This window comes from Bacillus cereus group sp. BfR-BA-01430 (assembly GCF_022663115.1).
GTDB classification, from domain to species: Bacteria; Bacillota; Bacilli; order Bacillales; family Bacillaceae_G; genus Bacillus_A; species Bacillus_A cereus_BD.
In genome coordinates, this window is sequence record NZ_JAKUEW010000002.1 from 95,663 (window position 1) to 111,975 (window position 16,313).

The following is a 16,313-nucleotide window of genomic DNA, read 5'->3' on the forward strand; positions in this document are numbered from 1 at the left end:
AAAGGAGCGAATAAAATGATCACAACAGAAATTAAACGAGTGAAGAATCATATTAACGGTGAATGGGTAGAATCTACAGGTATAGAAGTAGAGGCTGTTCCAAATCCTGCAACAGGAAAAATTATTGCATATGTTCCTCTTTCTCCAAAAGAAGATGTAGAGCGTGCTGTAGAGGCTGCGAAAAATGCGTATGAGACATGGTCAAAAGTGCCAGTTCCAAACCGTTCAAGAATGCTATATAAATATTTACAACTGTTGCAAGAAAATAAAGATGAGCTTTCGAAAATTATTACATTAGAAAATGGAAAAACATTGAAAGACGCAAGTGGTGAAGTGCAAAGAGGAATTGAAGCAGTAGAACTGGCAACATCAGCTCCAAATTTAATGATGGGGCAAGCACTTCCGAATATTGCAGGTGGAATTGACGGCTCAATTTGGCGTTATCCTCTTGGCGTTGTTGCTGGTATTACTCCATTTAACTTCCCGATGATGATTCCGTTATGGATGTTCCCATTAGCAATTGCTTGTGGAAATACATTTGTATTAAAAACATCTGAGAGAACACCCCTTTTAGCAGAAAGACTTGTAGAATTATTCTATGAAGCTGGTTTTCCAAAGGGAGTATTAAATTTAGTACAAGGTGGAAAAGAAGTTGTAAATAGCATTCTTGAGAATAAAGACATTCAAGCTGTTTCTTTTGTTGGATCTGAACCAGTGGCCCGTTATGTATATGAAACAGGAACAAAATATGGAAAGCGAGTACAAGCACTTGCAGGTGCAAAAAATCATGCAATCGTTATGCCGGATTGCAACCTTGAAAAGACAGTGCAAGGTGTCATTGGATCAGCGTTTGGAAGTAGCGGAGAGCGGTGCATGGCATGCTCTGTTGTAGCTGTTTTGGATGAAATTGCAGATGAATTTATCGATGCTCTTGTATCAGAAACGCGTAAGTTAAAAGTAGGAGATGGCTTCCATGAAGAGAATTATGTAGGACCATTAATTCGCGAATCTCATAAAGAACGTGTTATCGGTTATATTAATAGCGGTGTAGCAGATGGAGCGAACTTATTAGTAGATGGACGTCAAATAAAAGAAGATGTTGAGGATGGGTATTTTGTTGGAGCGACAATTTTTGATGGAGTAAATCAAAATATGAAAATTTGGCAAGATGAAATCTTTGCTCCAGTATTAAGTGTTGTCAGAGTAAAAGATTTAGAGGAAGGGATTGCACTAACAAATCAATCTAAATTTGCTAATGGTGCAGTTATTTATACTTCAAGTGGTAAGCATGCACAAACATTCCGTGATCATATCGATGCTGGAATGATTGGTGTAAATGTTAACGTTCCAGCACCAATGGCATTCTTTGCCTTTGCAGGAAATAAAGCATCTTTCTATGGCGATCTTGGAACGAATGGAAAAGATGGTGTTCAATTTTATACACGTAAAAAAGTTGTTACAGAGCGCTGGTTTTAATGTGAGAACGGCTTGATATGTAATGTATGGCATATAAAAAATGGGCGTATCTTCATAGCCATTCAGTTGAGGTTCAAAAGCGAAAAGCTTTTGAACCTTTTTTCTTATTGTATACATATGATTAAAATGATGTTGTCCCAAAAGTAGCTGAATAGCTACTTTTGGGCAACCTCTTTCTTTACGTAAAATATAAAAAAGAATCGTCCATTTTTGATATAATTAAGTCACCACAACAAAATAATCAAAAGAAAGGAACGATTCTTTTATGTTTATAGATTATAACAAAAACCAACTTATCAGCGTCTCTGTCAAAAATCAAAAACAGCGAAAAGAAGTACGAGAACGTTTGCGTATAAAAGAAGGTAAAGAATTATATGGAAAACGAAAAATAGAGGTAGAACCCGTATTTGGTCATATGAAATACAATCGTTTCTTCCAACGTTTTTCCTTGCGAGGGCTTTCTAAAAATCGATTGGAATGGGGTCTTATTTGTGTTGCCCATAATTTACGGAAATGGACAACAACAGCTCAATCCAAAGCTTATCCATATTAAGGTGAAAATGAAAAAAACATCTTCAAAAGGTCGTATTTAAAGATCTTTTGAGACAGCTCCTTATGCACTATAATTATGTGGAAAAATATTAAAATTTAATATAAAATGTATTACTTAAACAATATATAGAAATGGAGTGTTTTTGATTGTCTTTTATACGTAACAGTAAAATTGGAACAAGGGTAAGGATATTAACATTCATAGCGTGTGTTGTTATTCTTACATTAACTTCAATTGGATTTTTGTCGATTCAAAAAATAAATAAGACATCTAATGATATGTATCAAAATCACCTACTGCCGGTTCAATGGATAGAAACTGTCCAAGCGAATATGTATCAAATTAATAAGGACCTAATGGAATTCTTGCTTTCAAAGGACGAAAATAGGAAGCAAGAATTGACAAAAGAGATGGGGATGATTCGTGAAACAAATGACGAGTTATTAAAAAAAATTGAGGCTAAAATAAACTCAGATAAAGAGAAGGAAGTACTTCAAGCATTTCAAAAATTATTTAATGAGACACGACCGAAGTTAAAAACAGTACAAGAATTAGCACAGTCTAATACTGAAGAAGCTTATACATATTATGTAAAAGAAATTGGACCGAATTTACAAAAGCTAAGTGTAATGATTCAGGAATTGGCATTGGATAATAATCATGTAGTCCAACAATTATATAAAGAAAATGATACAGATGTGAAAAATACAGTATTTACGTTTATTACTATTTCAGTTCTTGCAATTATATGGCTTGTTGGGATCGGTTATATGATTAGAAAAGCAATTAGTAAACCAATCACATTATTACAAAGAGACATAGGGCGAGTTGCTGCGGGTAATTTAACAATACGTACTTCTTATACGTCAAAGAATGAATTAGGAAGCATCGTACAGTCTTTTAACGGCATGCTAGATAACCTGCAACAATTGATTGGAAACGTGAAAGTCACGACACAGGAAGTTATTTCTTCTACAAATGCCATGTTACAAGATGCGACGCAAGCGTCGAATATATCAAAAGAGGTTGTTCAAACCATTTCAGAAATGAATATTAAAATTGAGAATCAAGTGACAGGGATCCAGGAAAGTTCATCATCAATGGAAGAAATTTCAGCAGGAGTGCAAACAGTAGCTGACTCTTCATCAACTGTTGCTGAAGTAGCTGTTACAACAACAGAACGAGTGGATTCTGGTAGTAAAGTCGTGAAACAATCCATTTTTCAGCTGAACAATGTACATGAAGTGGTAGAAGAAACGTCTAAAGCGATAGATCATCTTGTCTTACGCATACAGAAAATTGATACAGCATTAAATGCCATTACACATATTGCAGAACAAACAAACTTATTAGCTTTAAACGCTGCTATTGAAGCTGCACGTGCTGGAGAAAATGGAAAAGGATTTGCAGTAGTTGCATCTGAAATAAGAGATTTAGCTGAACAGTCTAAGGAATCCGCAAAAGAAATTAATCATTTAATAAAATCGATTCAACAAGATACGCAACATACTGTTCTCGTTATGCAAAGAGGTACAGAGAAAGCAGCGGAAGGAAAAGAATCTGCTCTTACAGCAGAGCAAGCATTTTCTTCTATTATGGAGGATATCAATAGAATTACAAGCCAAATTCAAGCAGTGTCTGTTGCAGTAGAGGAAATATCAGCTGGAACAGAAGAAGTAAATGCGTCTCTATCCGCAATTTCTGAAACTTCTACACAAGTATTTGAAGGAACGGGGCAAACGGGACAGTTGATTCAAAAACAAGCAATGTCAATCCAAAAAATTTCTACTAACTCTAGTGATATGAAAAAGAAAGTGGAGGATTTAGAAAAAATAGTTGAACAATTTATTGTTAAAAATTAAAAATAAGCTATAATAACAAACTATATATGTAAAGTTTCACTTGATATGAAAATCTTATTTAAATGTAGCATACGAGCAAAAGGGCGAGTTTTATTTAAAACTCACCCTTTTTTAAGTTTATGAATAGATATAGGGACAATTTCATTTTTATCTCAGTTACTTTTTTCAAAAGCCAATTTAATACCAAATCCAATTAGTACAATGCCAGTAAGTCCTTGAACATATTTTTGAGTAGTAGGTTTTTTCATGAAAGTACTGATTTTATCAATTAAGAAGATATAGAAGCCAAACCAGATTGCTGTTAAAACTAGATAAGTAAGTCCCATAATGAAAAGCTGAACAAGTGTATTATGGTTCGGATTTAAAAATTGTGGTAAAAAGGTTAAAAAGAAAACTGCAACTTTCGGATTTAAAAGGTTAGTAAGAAATCCTTGACGAAAGCAAGAACTGTTTTTATTTGTATGGTTTATAGAGTGTTCATTTACATCTATATTGTTTTTGTTTTTTAAAGATAAAAGTGCTTTTATGCCTAAATAGACGAGGTAAAGGGCACCGCCATATTTAAAAATGGAAAATAAGAAAGCAGATTTTACGATAATTGCAGAAAGCCCAATTACAGCAGCTAGCGTATGAATGAAAAGAGCGATACATGTGCCAAAAACTGTTTTAACACCTCCTATTTTCCCGGAAGTAAGAGTATTTTTTGTCGCCATTGCGGTGTCAGGTCCAGGCAAAATAATAAGACAAATGGACATAATAATAAAAAGAAAATAGTTCTCCATAATCAAGCCACCTTTCTTTTCTGTATTGTATGAAATTTAGGTTAACAATAGTTTAACATAAAGTGAAACTTTCATCAGTGGGGTTTTCTTTATCCTCCACTGATTATGAACCCTTACCACCCCGGGCTGCCATAAAATAGCGGGATAAATGAAGAGGAAAGCTGAATCATCTGAAATAAAGAATAAGAAGCTAGATGACGGCAGCGAATCTGCCGCTTATCTAGCTTCTTCATCATACATTTAGAAGATGAAAGAAACGGTTTACATCTTCATCTGAAACATCACTTAATTGTTTATATTTATACTGCGGATTTTGGTCTTTATCGATAACAACGGAACGAACACCTTCAAAGAAATCATCGTGGCGCATGAAATTTTTTGCTAGTATAAGGTCGGTTGCAAAGCATTCTTCTATCGATTTACCTTTTCCCTCACTTAGTTGCTTTAATGTTACCTTTAATGAGAATGGAGACTTTGATAATAATGTTTCTTTTGTATTTAAGGCAAATGTTCCACCATCTTGTTCTAATGAGTCGATAATTTCTTCAACTGAACGGAAGGAAAAGTGGGTATTGATATCTTCTAATATAGCAGCAAGTGTACTTTCTGCATGAGGTGTACTTGCGAAGGTATGAATAATTTTCTTTAATGCAGTATGTACATCTTGCATATTCCAATTTATATTTTCGATTTCTGTTAAGAAAGAAGATAAAGATTCGGTTGTCATATAATGATCAGCAGCATTTATATACAATACATCAGCAGCTTTAAGAGTGGCAGCTGTTAAAGCAACGTAGCGACCAGTGTGTCCCGGTGCTTGATTTAAGAAATAAGCAGCTCCAACATCAGGGAAAAATCCAATATTCATCTCAGGCATTGCCCATTTTGTGCGTTCTGTAACAATTCGATATGTTGCTCCATTTGTTAGACCAACGCCACCACCCATAACAATGCCATCTAAACAAGCGATAATGGGTTTAGGATAACGATATATGTAACTATCTATAGCATACTCTTCTTCAAAGAATTTTTCGGCATGTTGTAATGCGGCTTCATTTGAACGTGCTTCATATAACGTTTTAATATCTCCCCCTGCACAAAAACCTTTTGACCCAGCACCTTTTAAGACAATCAATGCAATTTGATTATCTGTTTCCCATTCTTTTAGTTTTTTTCCAATTGGTTTTAACATATCATACGATAACGAGTTAAGAGCTTTTGGACGGTTTAACGTAATGGTTGCGACACCGTTATCATTAATGGAAAACAAAACATTTTCAGTCATTTTAAATCCTCCTCTATAAATCTTCTCGTTTTCTTATTTCTCGATAAAAGCTCAAATGTCCTTTATAATTTATTGTATATTGCAAGGAATGTGCCAGTTTTGAGAACGTGAAATGAAAGGAAAACAAAGAAAATAAAGTGTCTAATTGTCTAACCAAATGTATATTTGTTTAGGCGAAATATTGAAAATTTTTTAACATCTTGCATATTTTGACGAGTAACATTTGCAGGATTTCAATGTAGGAAACGGAATATTACAACAGCAATCACGATTGTTTGTAGTGTGAAAACAAAAGGTATGTTATGATGTTGAATGATTTTCATGTAAGAAAATGTAATATAGAAACTATATTTTATCATAAATGCTGAATTATCAAACTTTTAACAAGACATTAGTTTGTATATAATAAGGGATAGAGAAAGGGGAGATCGGAATGCCAGGACCTTTACTATTATCGGTTATTATTTTGTCTTCTCTCATGGTAGGAATTACGCATTATTTTCATCATACAGATACGACAGAAGAAGTGAAGGATAAAGTTCGTCTTGTATTTCCGATTTTTATCATTGCTATTTCACTTTGCTTTATATTAAATAAAGACGGGTATACTATCGCATTATTTTCATTTTTTATAGTGATTGTTTTAATTACTGTATTGTACTATATATTGAAAGATTATTTACAAAAATAAAAAAGAAATAAGAAGATGTATGCCCTTGTCAATCTAGAATCCCCACTATACTATTAAAGTATAGTGAATAGAGAAAAAGGGGTTGTATCTATATGAAGTTTGAGATGCATACAAAAATTATTTCAAATGAAAAAGAAATAAGATTACATATAGAAGAAAACATATTTCAATTAACTTTAGAGGGCTATCACTTATTTGCTGTGAATGAAAGATTACCTTTATATAAATCAGAGCATGAAAGAATTGGTAGCGCAATGATTCAAAAGTTAGAATGGAAAGACGAGAAAACAATTGTTAACTATCAACTTGTTTCATTACAATCAGTAAATTAAAAGAGAGAAGGGAAGGACGAGATGAAGTTTTTTCATACAGCGGATTGGCATTTAGGGAAACTTGTTCACGGTGTGTATATGACGGACGATCAACGAGTTGTTTTAGATCAGTTTGTTCAAGCTGTAGAAGAAGAAAAACCAGATGCTGTAATTATTGCAGGTGATTTATATGACCGAGCAATTCCTCCAACAGAAGCAGTCGACTTATTAAATGATGTATTACAAAAAATAGTGATTGATTTACAAACACCTGTTATCGCGGTAGCAGGAAATCATGATAGCCCAGATCGCATTCATTTTGGTAGTGGGTTAATGAAAAAACAAGGGCTACATATTGTCGGGCAATTTCAATTTCCATATGAGCCAGTTATTTTACATGATGAGTATGGGGAAGTGCATTTTCACTTAGTTCCATATGCTGATCCAAGTATTGTTAGACATATTATGAAAAATGAGGATATTCGTTCTCATGATGATGCGATGCGTATTTTTATAAATGAGCTATCAGAAAGAATGGATAAAGAGGCAAGACATGTCTTTGTAGGACATGCATTTGTTACATCTTCGGGTGAACCAGAGGAAAACACGAGTGATGCAGAGCGTCCGCTTTCAATTGGTGGTGCCGAGTATGTAAATAGTCACTATTTTGACCAGTTTCATTACACAGCGCTTGGACATTTACATCAAGCGCATTTTGTTCGTAATGAAACCATTCGCTATTCTGGCTCACCGCTTGCATACTCCATTTCAGAAGAACGACATAAAAAAGGGTACTATATTGTGGAAATAGATGGAACAGGTAATGTTGAAATAGAAAAGCGTTTATTGATTCCCCGTCGCCAAATGCGAACAGTAGAAGCGACAATAGATGATTTATTAAAACATCCAACAAGTGAAGACTATGTTTTTGTCAAGCTATTAGATGAAACACCAGTATTACAACCAATGGAAAAAGTTCGATCTGTATATCCAAATGCAATGCATGTTGAGCGTTCTATGCAAAGACGAGAGCTTACAGAAGCAAATGAAATCACTATTTCTAGACATAAAATGGATGATGTATCTTTATTAAAAGCTTTTTATAAAGAAATGAAGGGATCGGATTTATCCGAAGTAAAAGAACGTCTCTTCTTAGAAGTGTTACAAACAGTGCAGGAACGGGAAGGTGAACGAGGATGAGACCAATTCAGCTTACGATGACAGCATTTGGCCCATATAAACAGAGGGAAGTCATTGATTTTAGCGACTTAGGAGATCATCGTATTTTTGCAATTTCAGGAAATACTGGTGCAGGAAAGACGACAATTTTTGATGCGATTTGTTATGCGCTATATGGAGAAGCTAGCGGAGAAGAACGAAGTGATACAAGTATGCTACGCAGTCATTTCGCTGATGATAGTGTATATACGAGTGTAGAATTGACATTTCAATTAAAAGGAAAACTATATGAGATAAAAAGACAACTTGGACATAAGAAAAAAGGAAATAAAACTGTGACTGGGCATGCGATTGAATTGTATGAAGTAGTCAACGGTGAGAAAAATCCATGTGTCGATCGTTTTCATGTGACGGATGTAAATAAAAGAGTTGAAGAGTTAATAGGTCTTAGTAAACATCAGTTTAGCCAAATTGTTATGCTTCCACAAGGAGAGTTTCGAAAACTATTAACATCTGAAACAGAGAATAAAGAAGAAATTTTACGCCGTATTTTTAAAACGGATCGGTATAAATTAATGCGTGAATTACTAGATCAAAAGCGGAAACAGTGGAAAGACGTCTTGCAGGGAAAACAAAAAGAAAGAGAAATTTATTTCCGAAATGCTTTTCAATTGCCCGTTCGAGATGGTTCGTTATTAGAGGTCTTAGTGCAGCAAGAACATGTCAATACGCATCAAGTGGTTGAAGCGCTTGAACAAGAAACGAGTTACTATGAAGCGGAAGTTAGACGATTACAAGCGCAGCAAATCGCACAAATAAAGCAATTAAAAGAAATAGAAGAACATTTTCATACAGCGAAATCAACAAATGAAAAATTTCAAGATTTACAGCAGAAAAAAGAGCAACAAAAGGCTTTAGAAGAAAGACGCGAACAAATTGAACTCGCAGAAAAACAATTTAAACGAGCAGAACAAGCAAAAAGGTTACTACCGTTTGAACAGTGGTATGAAGAAGCGCAGCAAAGTGAGCAGAATGCCCAGCAATCATTGAACCAAATAACTGTTCAGAAGAACAAAACGGCTGAAGCATTTGCGCTTGCACAGGGAAAATATGAAGAATTAAAACAGAAAGAACATACGCGTGAAGAATCGAAACAAAATGTGCAGAGACTAGAAGAATTACAGCCCATTATAACTTCATTGGTAGAACAAAAATCAACAATGCAAAAAGCTGAGGCACAGAGCGAGCGAATGAAAACGAATATTCAAAAGCTGGAACAACAGCTAGAAGTTCAGATTTTGCAAAAACAACAACTAACTGAGGAATTAAACCAGTTAGAAGCCGCGCTCGAACAATATGTAGAAAAAGTAGAAGAATTAACCCATATGCGAGAAGATGCAAAAGTATTAAAACAAGCATATGACGTTTGGCAAGAAAAAGAAAAATATGAGCAAGAAAAAAAGCAAGCGACTCAAAACATGGAGATTGCTGTTACAACATATGAAGAGATGGAGAGCCGCTGGTTAAATGAACAAGCAGGCATATTAGCACTGCATCTTCATGATGGAGAATCTTGTCCGGTATGCGGTAGTACAACGCATCCAAATAAAGCAACAGAGCGAGGCGATTCTATTGATGAAAATCAACTGAATGAGTTGCGAGAAAAGAAAAATATTGCTGAAAAATTACATCTTCAATTAGGAGAAAAATGGAATTTTTACCGTCAGCAGTATGAGCAAATAATTGAAGAAGTGAAAAAGCGTGGTTATCAACCAGAAGCGTTAGTCGATACGTATCATGCACTAGTACAAAAAGGAAAACAACAAGCGGCTGAAGTAAATAGATTAAAAGTAAGTGAAGAAAAGCGAAAACAGCTTGCATTACATGTAAAAGAGCTAGAAGTACAATTAGAGGAAGTGCAGAAGAAAAAACGTGAGATGGAAATGGCGCATCACAGCATAGAGAAAGAATACATTGAGCTTCGAACATCTTATGAATATAATCAACAAAAAATTCCTGAAAACTTACAAACATTTGAAGCATGGAAACAAAAACTTGATGATGCAACGCAAGAGTTACGAATGATGGAAGATGAGTGGAAGAAAGGACAAGAAGCTTACCAACATTGGCAAAATGAATACGTGCGCATGCAAGCTGAATATGATAGTGCTGTAAAACAAGTAAACAATGCGAAAGAGAAGAGAGAAGAGACGTTTGCACGTTTTGCAAACGAGCTTGAACAAGGTGGTTTTGCGGATCAAACTACGTATAAAGAAGCAAAACGAACAGATCCAGAAATAGTAGAATTACAACAAAAAATTAAAAGTTATTATTCATCACTTGAAGTATTGGCGAAGCAAATTGAAGAATTAACAAATGAATTACGGGATAAAGAATGGACGGATATTATCTCAATTGAAGAACAAATGAAAAAGTTAGATATTGAACTTGATATTACAAAAGAAAAACGTCAGCGTGCACAAAGTGCCGTGGAATATATCTCTGACTTATATGAAAATATTAGACGAATTGACGAGCAAATTCGTGAGGAAGAAAAAGCTTTCCAAGAACTTGTTGATTTATATGAAGTAATGAAAGGAGATAATGAAAGCCGTATTTCCTTTGAGCGTTACATTTTAATTGAGTATTTAGAACAAATTGTTCATATTGCGAATGAAAGACTGGGTAAATTATCAAATGGACAGTTCTATTTAAAACGAAGCGAACGAGTGGAAAAGCGCAATCGTCAAAGTGGATTAGGATTAGATGTATACGATGCATACACAGGTCAAACGCGCGATGTGAAAACATTATCGGGCGGAGAGAAATTTAACGCGTCACTTTGTCTTGCGCTTGCAATGTCAGATGTAATCCAAGCACATGAAGGCGGCATTTCGATTGAAACAATGTTTATTGACGAAGGTTTTGGATCACTTGATGAAGAATCTCTTACAAAAGCAGTAGATGCACTCATCGACCTGCAAAAATCAGGACGATTTATCGGCGTGATTTCACACGTACAAGAGCTGAAAAATGCAATGCCTGCTGTATTAGAAGTAACGAAGCAGAAAGATGGGTGTAGTCAGACGAAGTTTATGGTGAAATAGTTTTGGCTTCATCAGTGGGGATGAAGAAAAGCCCCACTGATGAAAGTTTCACTTTATAGAATAAATAGGGAAGTTTGTATGTTGTACTTGCATATTGAAAAGTGAAAAACATAGAAAAAGAATCTCTGTAGCGACAGAGATTCAAAGGAAAGAGAAGTATGTTTTGTGTGAATAACTACATCGAATGGAATCCTTTCGATAATAAAAGGATAACATGAACTTTTTTGTATTATAACCGGTAAATATAGCCAAAGAGACTAGCAAATGGAGCAAGTCTCTTTTCTTTTTAATAGAGATTAACGTACCCCTTTCATAAAGCTTTGGATTTTTGGTGAAAGTAAGAATAAAACAGCACTTAAAAGAATCGAGACCCCACCGATGACACCAAAGTATATAATTTCTGTTTCCGGTTTATATAGCGGTACAATTTGCGCGTTAATTGCTTGCGCGGAAGCATTAGATAAAAACCATAAACTCATTGTTTGCGCAGAGAATGCTGCTGGCGCTAGCTTTGTTGTGGCAGAAAGTCCAACAGGTGATAAACATAATTCTCCGGTTACAACGAGGAGGAAGCTAAGCACTAACCATATTGGACTTACTAGTGATTCTGTACCATGCATGTATGCTGGAATAATCATAATTAGGAAAGAAATTCCTGCAAAAAATAGTCCGACTGAAAATTTCTTAGAAGTAGAAGGTTGACGATCTCCAAGTTTTATCCATAACCATGCAAATACTGGTGCCAATAAAACAACAAATAGTGGATTCAAGGATTGGAACCATGAAGATTGCAGTTCTAATCCGGCGAATTGTAATTGTGTACGCTCATCAGCATATCTTGCGAGAATAATAGAGCCTTGCTCCTGGATGGACCAGAACATAATACCTGCAATAAAAAGAGGTATGTATGCTAGAAGGCGTGAGCGTTCTACCTCAGTTGTTTTCGGACTTCGATACATGACATAAAAATAACAAGTTGGGATAATGATACCTAGCACACTTACGACCATGGTGAAGCGTTGTATGGTTAGAATACCAGTTGTAATTGTCATATATCCAATGATGATAATGACAAGAGCACCAATACCGAGCCTTCCAAACACTTTTGTGCGTTCTTGAGGTGCTAAAGGGTTAGGGACTTGAGTGCCTGCTAAGCCAAGGTTTTTCTTTTTTGTTGTAACAAATACGATTAGGCCAATGAACATACCGATAGCTGCTGCACCAAAACCGAGATGGAAACTATACTGTTGTCCAATGGTACCAACGACTAAAGGAGAGAGAAGACCACCTAAATTAATTCCCATATAAAAAATACTAAAACCTGAATCACGTCTTTTATCTTCGTCGCTATATAAGTCACCTACAACACTTGATACATTTGGTTTTAATAATCCTGTCCCGATAACGATAAGCGCCATCGAGATAAAAAAGGCAGTAATGCTGCCGGGAAAAGATAAGACAATATGACCGAACATAATAAAAACACCGCCGTAAAAAACAGTTCGGCTTGTCCCTAATAGACGATCGGCAATCCAGCCACCTATAATGCCAGACATATATACAAGTGAACCGTAGATGGCCATAATGGATGCAGCGGTTGCTTTATCAATTCCAAGTCCACCTTTTGATACTTCATAATACATATAAAAGAGTAGAATTGCTCTCATTCCATAGTAAGAAAAGCGCTCCCAAAATTCTGTGAAAAAGAGGGTGAATAAGCCTTTTGGGTGACCGAAAAAGCCTTTCTGTGGGACGCTTTCAACTATGGATTTTTTATCTAATGTTGCCATAAAAAAATAAAACCCCCTAAAAATTTAAATTGTTTAAACATTTTAATTATACAAAAAATATAAAATTTAATAAAGCTTAATATTTTTACAAACTAATTAGGGGTATGTTTCCGGGGGATGGTGAGATGGTTTCAGATGAAGGATGGAAATGGGTAATGCAATCTTGCACGTCAGCGATACTAGAAATGGACTTCACCTTTGGTAGCAAGAATCCCACTGGTGTTAGCCAGCTTGTCCCTTTAGGGGGAGTGACAAATTGTACAATGGATTTTCTTTTGATAAAATTGGATTTAAGTCAGTATTTTGGACACAAAAAATTGGTACGGCATACTTTTTCTTTCTTTAAAATGGCATGAAATGACTCCATACAAGCGTTATCATACGGATACTTCCTCTTTGAAATCTATTGTAAGACTTAACTAAGTTGTGTCCATATGACTATACTAACTCCATATAGGCTTATAGCCTTTGTGCAAACCACCCTTTGGAAGGATGGTTATGATTTGTATGGTGATAAAAAAGGCTTTTCTAGGGGTATCGCTAATCAAATGTCTTAACGTGAGTTTTATATCATTGGGTGAATCCCCCCTCCATGAGACCTTCAGATGTCTTTTCCTTTGCAATATAATGTAGTTAAAAACAAGTTATTTAAACTAAAAAATAGGGAAGTGTCAGCTTCTAGTATAATCGATATTTTCTTAGTAATCTTTGATAAAGTAGAATCTCAACATTCCTAAAATTTAAACAAATATTTCTATAATTCGAAAATATTTACATTTTTGTAAATTTGGTTATATTTAGGTTGTAAGTTATAAAATTATTAAAGGAGGAATTGTTATGTTTAAGAAATTAGTAGTTGGAGCTTTAGCGACAGGTATTGCATTAACAGGAGGAATTGGGGCCGCATCAGCAAGTACAACAACTACAGAAAATACTGTTAGTCCTAAAACTGAATTAAATACATTAGATTCGATTTTTAAAAGGGATGAGATCAGATATGATAATAGGTTTGCTGACTATTTTTATCAAAATGGAGTTCATTGGTACCTGAAAGGAATAGAGGTAAAACATGATAAAGAAGGTAAAGTTTATTACGTAGGACATTATGAGGGAAGAAAAGGATAATGAAGTTTTAAATAGAAAAGCCTCAATAAGGAGGCTTTTCTATTTATTTAGAACTACTTTTCCATAAAGAAAAGACACTTACAGGTGCCTGTGACTGCTAAACTAAAGTGGTTCTTACGCACTTTTGGTGAAGGAATACAAGAAATGATATAATAAGATAAAAAGGAGTATTCCATTTTATGTATATTGTTATTCCTTCATTTGAAGGTATTGAACTTATGTCTTCGTTTCAAGCAGCCCACACTCATGTTTATATCCTAAAATCCATCTGTAAGTCATGCTCCTGCCCTTCTTGTGGTATGATTTCATCACGAGTACATAGTCGTTATACGCGTTTTGTTCAAGACTTAGCTATTCAACAAATATCTATCCACCTACAATTACAAGTAAAGAAATTCTTTTGTGATAGCCCAACGGATATTTGTCGAGCGATTCGCGTGGCTTCAATCATATCAACGAAAAACGAATCGTTTGCAAGAAATTTCACAGAAAATTGTTCTATTCACAAACTGTACAACTGCATCTAAAGTGACGGAATCACTAGGATTTCATACAAGGCGTGATACACTTCTTCGCTTACTCTATAAAATGGAGCCGCCTACGTATCAAAACTTATTTAACATTGGAATTGATGATTTTGCTTTTAAAAAACGCAATCGTTATGGAGCGCTTATTATAGATCAAGATACAAGGCGTCCTATTACGATTTTAGAAAGCCATACAAAAAAGACGTTGTAGAGTGGTTAAAACAACATCCTACTATACAAGTTGTGAGTCGTGACGGCTCTATTTCCTACGCTTCTGTCATTTCCGAAGCACTTCCTCATGCCCAACAGGTAGCAGACCGTTGGTATATACTGAAAGGACTATTTGATGCATTGAAAGAATCACTAAACCAGCATGTTCCTGCAGAGTGGAAAAATAGCGTACCAGAAATATTTCGAACAGAGTTTCCTGAACTAAAAAAAGTTCATCGCATGATTCAAGATTTCCTATCTATTGTTCGTGAAAAACGCGCTGAAGACTTAACAAATTGGCTTATAACATATAAAAACATACCATTTCCTGCCATCCAAACATTTATAAATTACGTGGAGAAAGATATAAAAGCAATTACTGCAGCATGTTCTCTTTCATTTAGTAACGGCATAACAGAAGGACATATTAATCGACTTAAAACAATCAAACGAATGATGTATAGATGTGCGAGTAGCAAACTATTAACACAAAGAGTGTTAATAACTTTGTAGAGAAAATGTTTTTCTAAAAAATATTCAAATCTCTTTACATGGGGACATATAGATCCTCACCAAAAGTGCGTAAGAACCAATTCTACTTGACGGTTACAACTACCTTACATTATATGAAGTTTTACATGTTTCACAGTAGAAATTAATCTCAAAAATGATGCAACAAGAAAAGGAATGAGAGTATATGCCTTTTGTTAACGTTTACTATCCTAAAGGTCTTTTAAAGAAAGAAGAATTAAAAAAGGTGAGCAATAGTATTCACCATTCGTTGATTGAACATTTTGAAGTACCTAAAAATGATTATTTTCAAATGTTTTTTCCCTACCTTTCTAATCAATTTTTTTATGATCCGTATTACCTGTTAGAAGGAGAGAAAAAGAGAACAGAAAACATGATATATGTTTCTATTACATGTGGGCCAGAAAGAACAATAAATCAGAAAAAGAGGTTGTATCAATCTATATCAAAAGCTATTTCTAATCATATAAACATCTCTACAACTGATATTTTTATTGTATTAAACGAGACATCAGCTGAAAACTGGTCATTTGGTCAAGGCGTAGCACAATTGGCTAATATGAAGGAGGGAAAAGAATAGTGAATGCTCGTATCAAATCCAATATACCAAAGAAAATGAGAGAAATGGCTCCTGATTTTGTTGATTATAGTGAAAATATATTATTTTACAAAATATGAAGAAATCCTACTTTAACATCTAGAGAAAGAAGTTTATGTACACTATCTGCTCTAATTAGTATAGGTAATACTGAACAATTACTATTTCATCTACAATTAGCTGAAAAGAATGGAATTAGCGAAAAGGAAATTATTGTTTTGATAACACATATGGCATTTTACGTTAGATGCTCTTGTGCTAAAGGATATGGTAATAACTTAATTTC

12 protein-coding genes and 3 pseudogenes are annotated in these 16,313 nt (G+C 34.8%); 12 read left to right on the top strand and 3 right to left on the bottom strand.

Annotation, left to right across the window (positions count from 1 at the left end; genetic code table 11):
- Positions 1–15: 15 nt before the first annotated feature.
- From MR058_RS04855 to MR058_RS04865, 3 genes and pseudogenes are all read left to right on the top strand, one after another.
- A complete protein-coding gene (locus tag MR058_RS04855) occupies positions 16–1,476 on the top strand; it encodes a CoA-acylating methylmalonate-semialdehyde dehydrogenase (RefSeq protein WP_242142910.1) in 1,461 nt (486 codons plus the stop codon).
- 295 nt (positions 1,477–1,771) lie between these two features.
- Positions 1,772–2,029 (top strand): annotated as a pseudogene (locus tag MR058_RS04860) (transposase); the annotation flags it as partial.
- A gap of 146 nt (positions 2,030–2,175) precedes the next feature.
- Positions 2,176–3,891 (top strand): methyl-accepting chemotaxis protein, encoded by a 1,716-nt coding sequence (locus MR058_RS04865; RefSeq protein ID WP_242142911.1) that lies wholly within the window; start codon positions 2,176–2,178, stop codon positions 3,889–3,891.
- A 152-nt stretch (positions 3,892–4,043) separates the two neighbouring features.
- On the opposite strand, the gene MR058_RS04870 is transcribed toward MR058_RS04865, so the two are convergent.
- The gene (locus MR058_RS04870) at positions 4,044–4,676 is read right to left on the bottom strand and encodes a LysE family translocator (protein WP_242143496.1); all 633 of its coding nucleotides are present in this window, start codon (positions 4,674–4,676) and stop codon (positions 4,044–4,046) included.
- Between the two features lie 229 nt (positions 4,677–4,905).
- Positions 4,906–5,958, bottom strand: a complete 1,053-nt coding sequence (locus tag MR058_RS04875; protein ID WP_242142912.1) for an enoyl-CoA hydratase/isomerase family protein — start codon at positions 5,956–5,958, stop codon at positions 4,906–4,908.
- 433 nt (positions 5,959–6,391) lie between these two features.
- Here MR058_RS04875 and MR058_RS04880 point away from each other — a divergent pair, with 433 nt between their 5' ends.
- From MR058_RS04880 to MR058_RS04895, 4 genes are all read left to right on the top strand, one after another.
- Positions 6,392–6,649: a hypothetical protein gene (locus tag MR058_RS04880; RefSeq protein WP_242142913.1), complete on the top strand. Its 258-nt coding sequence runs from the start codon at positions 6,392–6,394 to the stop codon at positions 6,647–6,649.
- Positions 6,650–6,741: 92 nt separating this feature from the next.
- The gene (locus tag MR058_RS04885) at positions 6,742–6,981 is read left to right on the top strand and encodes a DUF2584 family protein (RefSeq protein WP_242142914.1); all 240 of its coding nucleotides are present in this window, start codon (positions 6,742–6,744) and stop codon (positions 6,979–6,981) included.
- 21 nt (positions 6,982–7,002) lie between these two features.
- Complete coding sequence (locus MR058_RS04890; RefSeq protein ID WP_242142915.1) at positions 7,003–8,160, top strand: exonuclease SbcCD subunit D; 1,158 nt, start codon at positions 7,003–7,005, stop codon at positions 8,158–8,160.
- Positions 8,157–11,246 carry an AAA family ATPase gene (locus tag MR058_RS04895; protein WP_242142916.1) on the top strand — a complete coding sequence of 1,030 codons (3,090 nt, stop codon included), beginning with the start codon at positions 8,157–8,159 and terminating at the stop codon, positions 11,244–11,246. Before MR058_RS04890 ends, MR058_RS04895 begins: the two co-directional genes overlap by 4 nt.
- Before the next feature lie 296 nt (positions 11,247–11,542).
- Here MR058_RS04895 and MR058_RS04900 read toward each other — a convergent pair whose 3' ends face one another.
- Positions 11,543–13,036 (bottom strand): peptide MFS transporter, encoded by a 1,494-nt coding sequence (locus tag MR058_RS04900; protein WP_242142917.1) that lies wholly within the window; start codon positions 13,034–13,036, stop codon positions 11,543–11,545.
- Positions 13,037–13,161: 125 nt separating this feature from the next.
- Between MR058_RS04900 and MR058_RS04905 the strand changes: the two genes are divergently transcribed.
- From MR058_RS04905 to MR058_RS04935, 5 genes and pseudogenes are all read left to right on the top strand, one after another.
- Positions 13,162–13,392: a hypothetical protein gene (locus tag MR058_RS04905; protein WP_242142918.1), complete on the top strand. Its 231-nt coding sequence runs from the start codon at positions 13,162–13,164 to the stop codon at positions 13,390–13,392.
- 481 nt (positions 13,393–13,873) lie between these two features.
- Positions 13,874–14,161, top strand: a complete 288-nt coding sequence (locus tag MR058_RS04910) for an LCI fold-containing protein (RefSeq protein ID WP_242142919.1) — start codon at positions 13,874–13,876, stop codon at positions 14,159–14,161.
- A gap of 179 nt (positions 14,162–14,340) precedes the next feature.
- Positions 14,341–15,411, top strand: a pseudogene (locus tag MR058_RS23835) (transposase).
- A 184-nt stretch (positions 15,412–15,595) separates the two neighbouring features.
- On the top strand, positions 15,596–16,009 hold the full coding sequence (locus MR058_RS04930) for a tautomerase family protein (RefSeq protein WP_242142921.1): 414 nt from the start codon (positions 15,596–15,598) through the stop codon (positions 16,007–16,009).
- Positions 16,009–16,272 (top strand): annotated as a pseudogene (locus MR058_RS04935) (carboxymuconolactone decarboxylase family protein); the annotation flags it as partial. The gene MR058_RS04930 and the pseudogene MR058_RS04935, both read left to right, overlap by 1 nt.
- Positions 16,273–16,313: the final 41 nt, after the last annotated feature.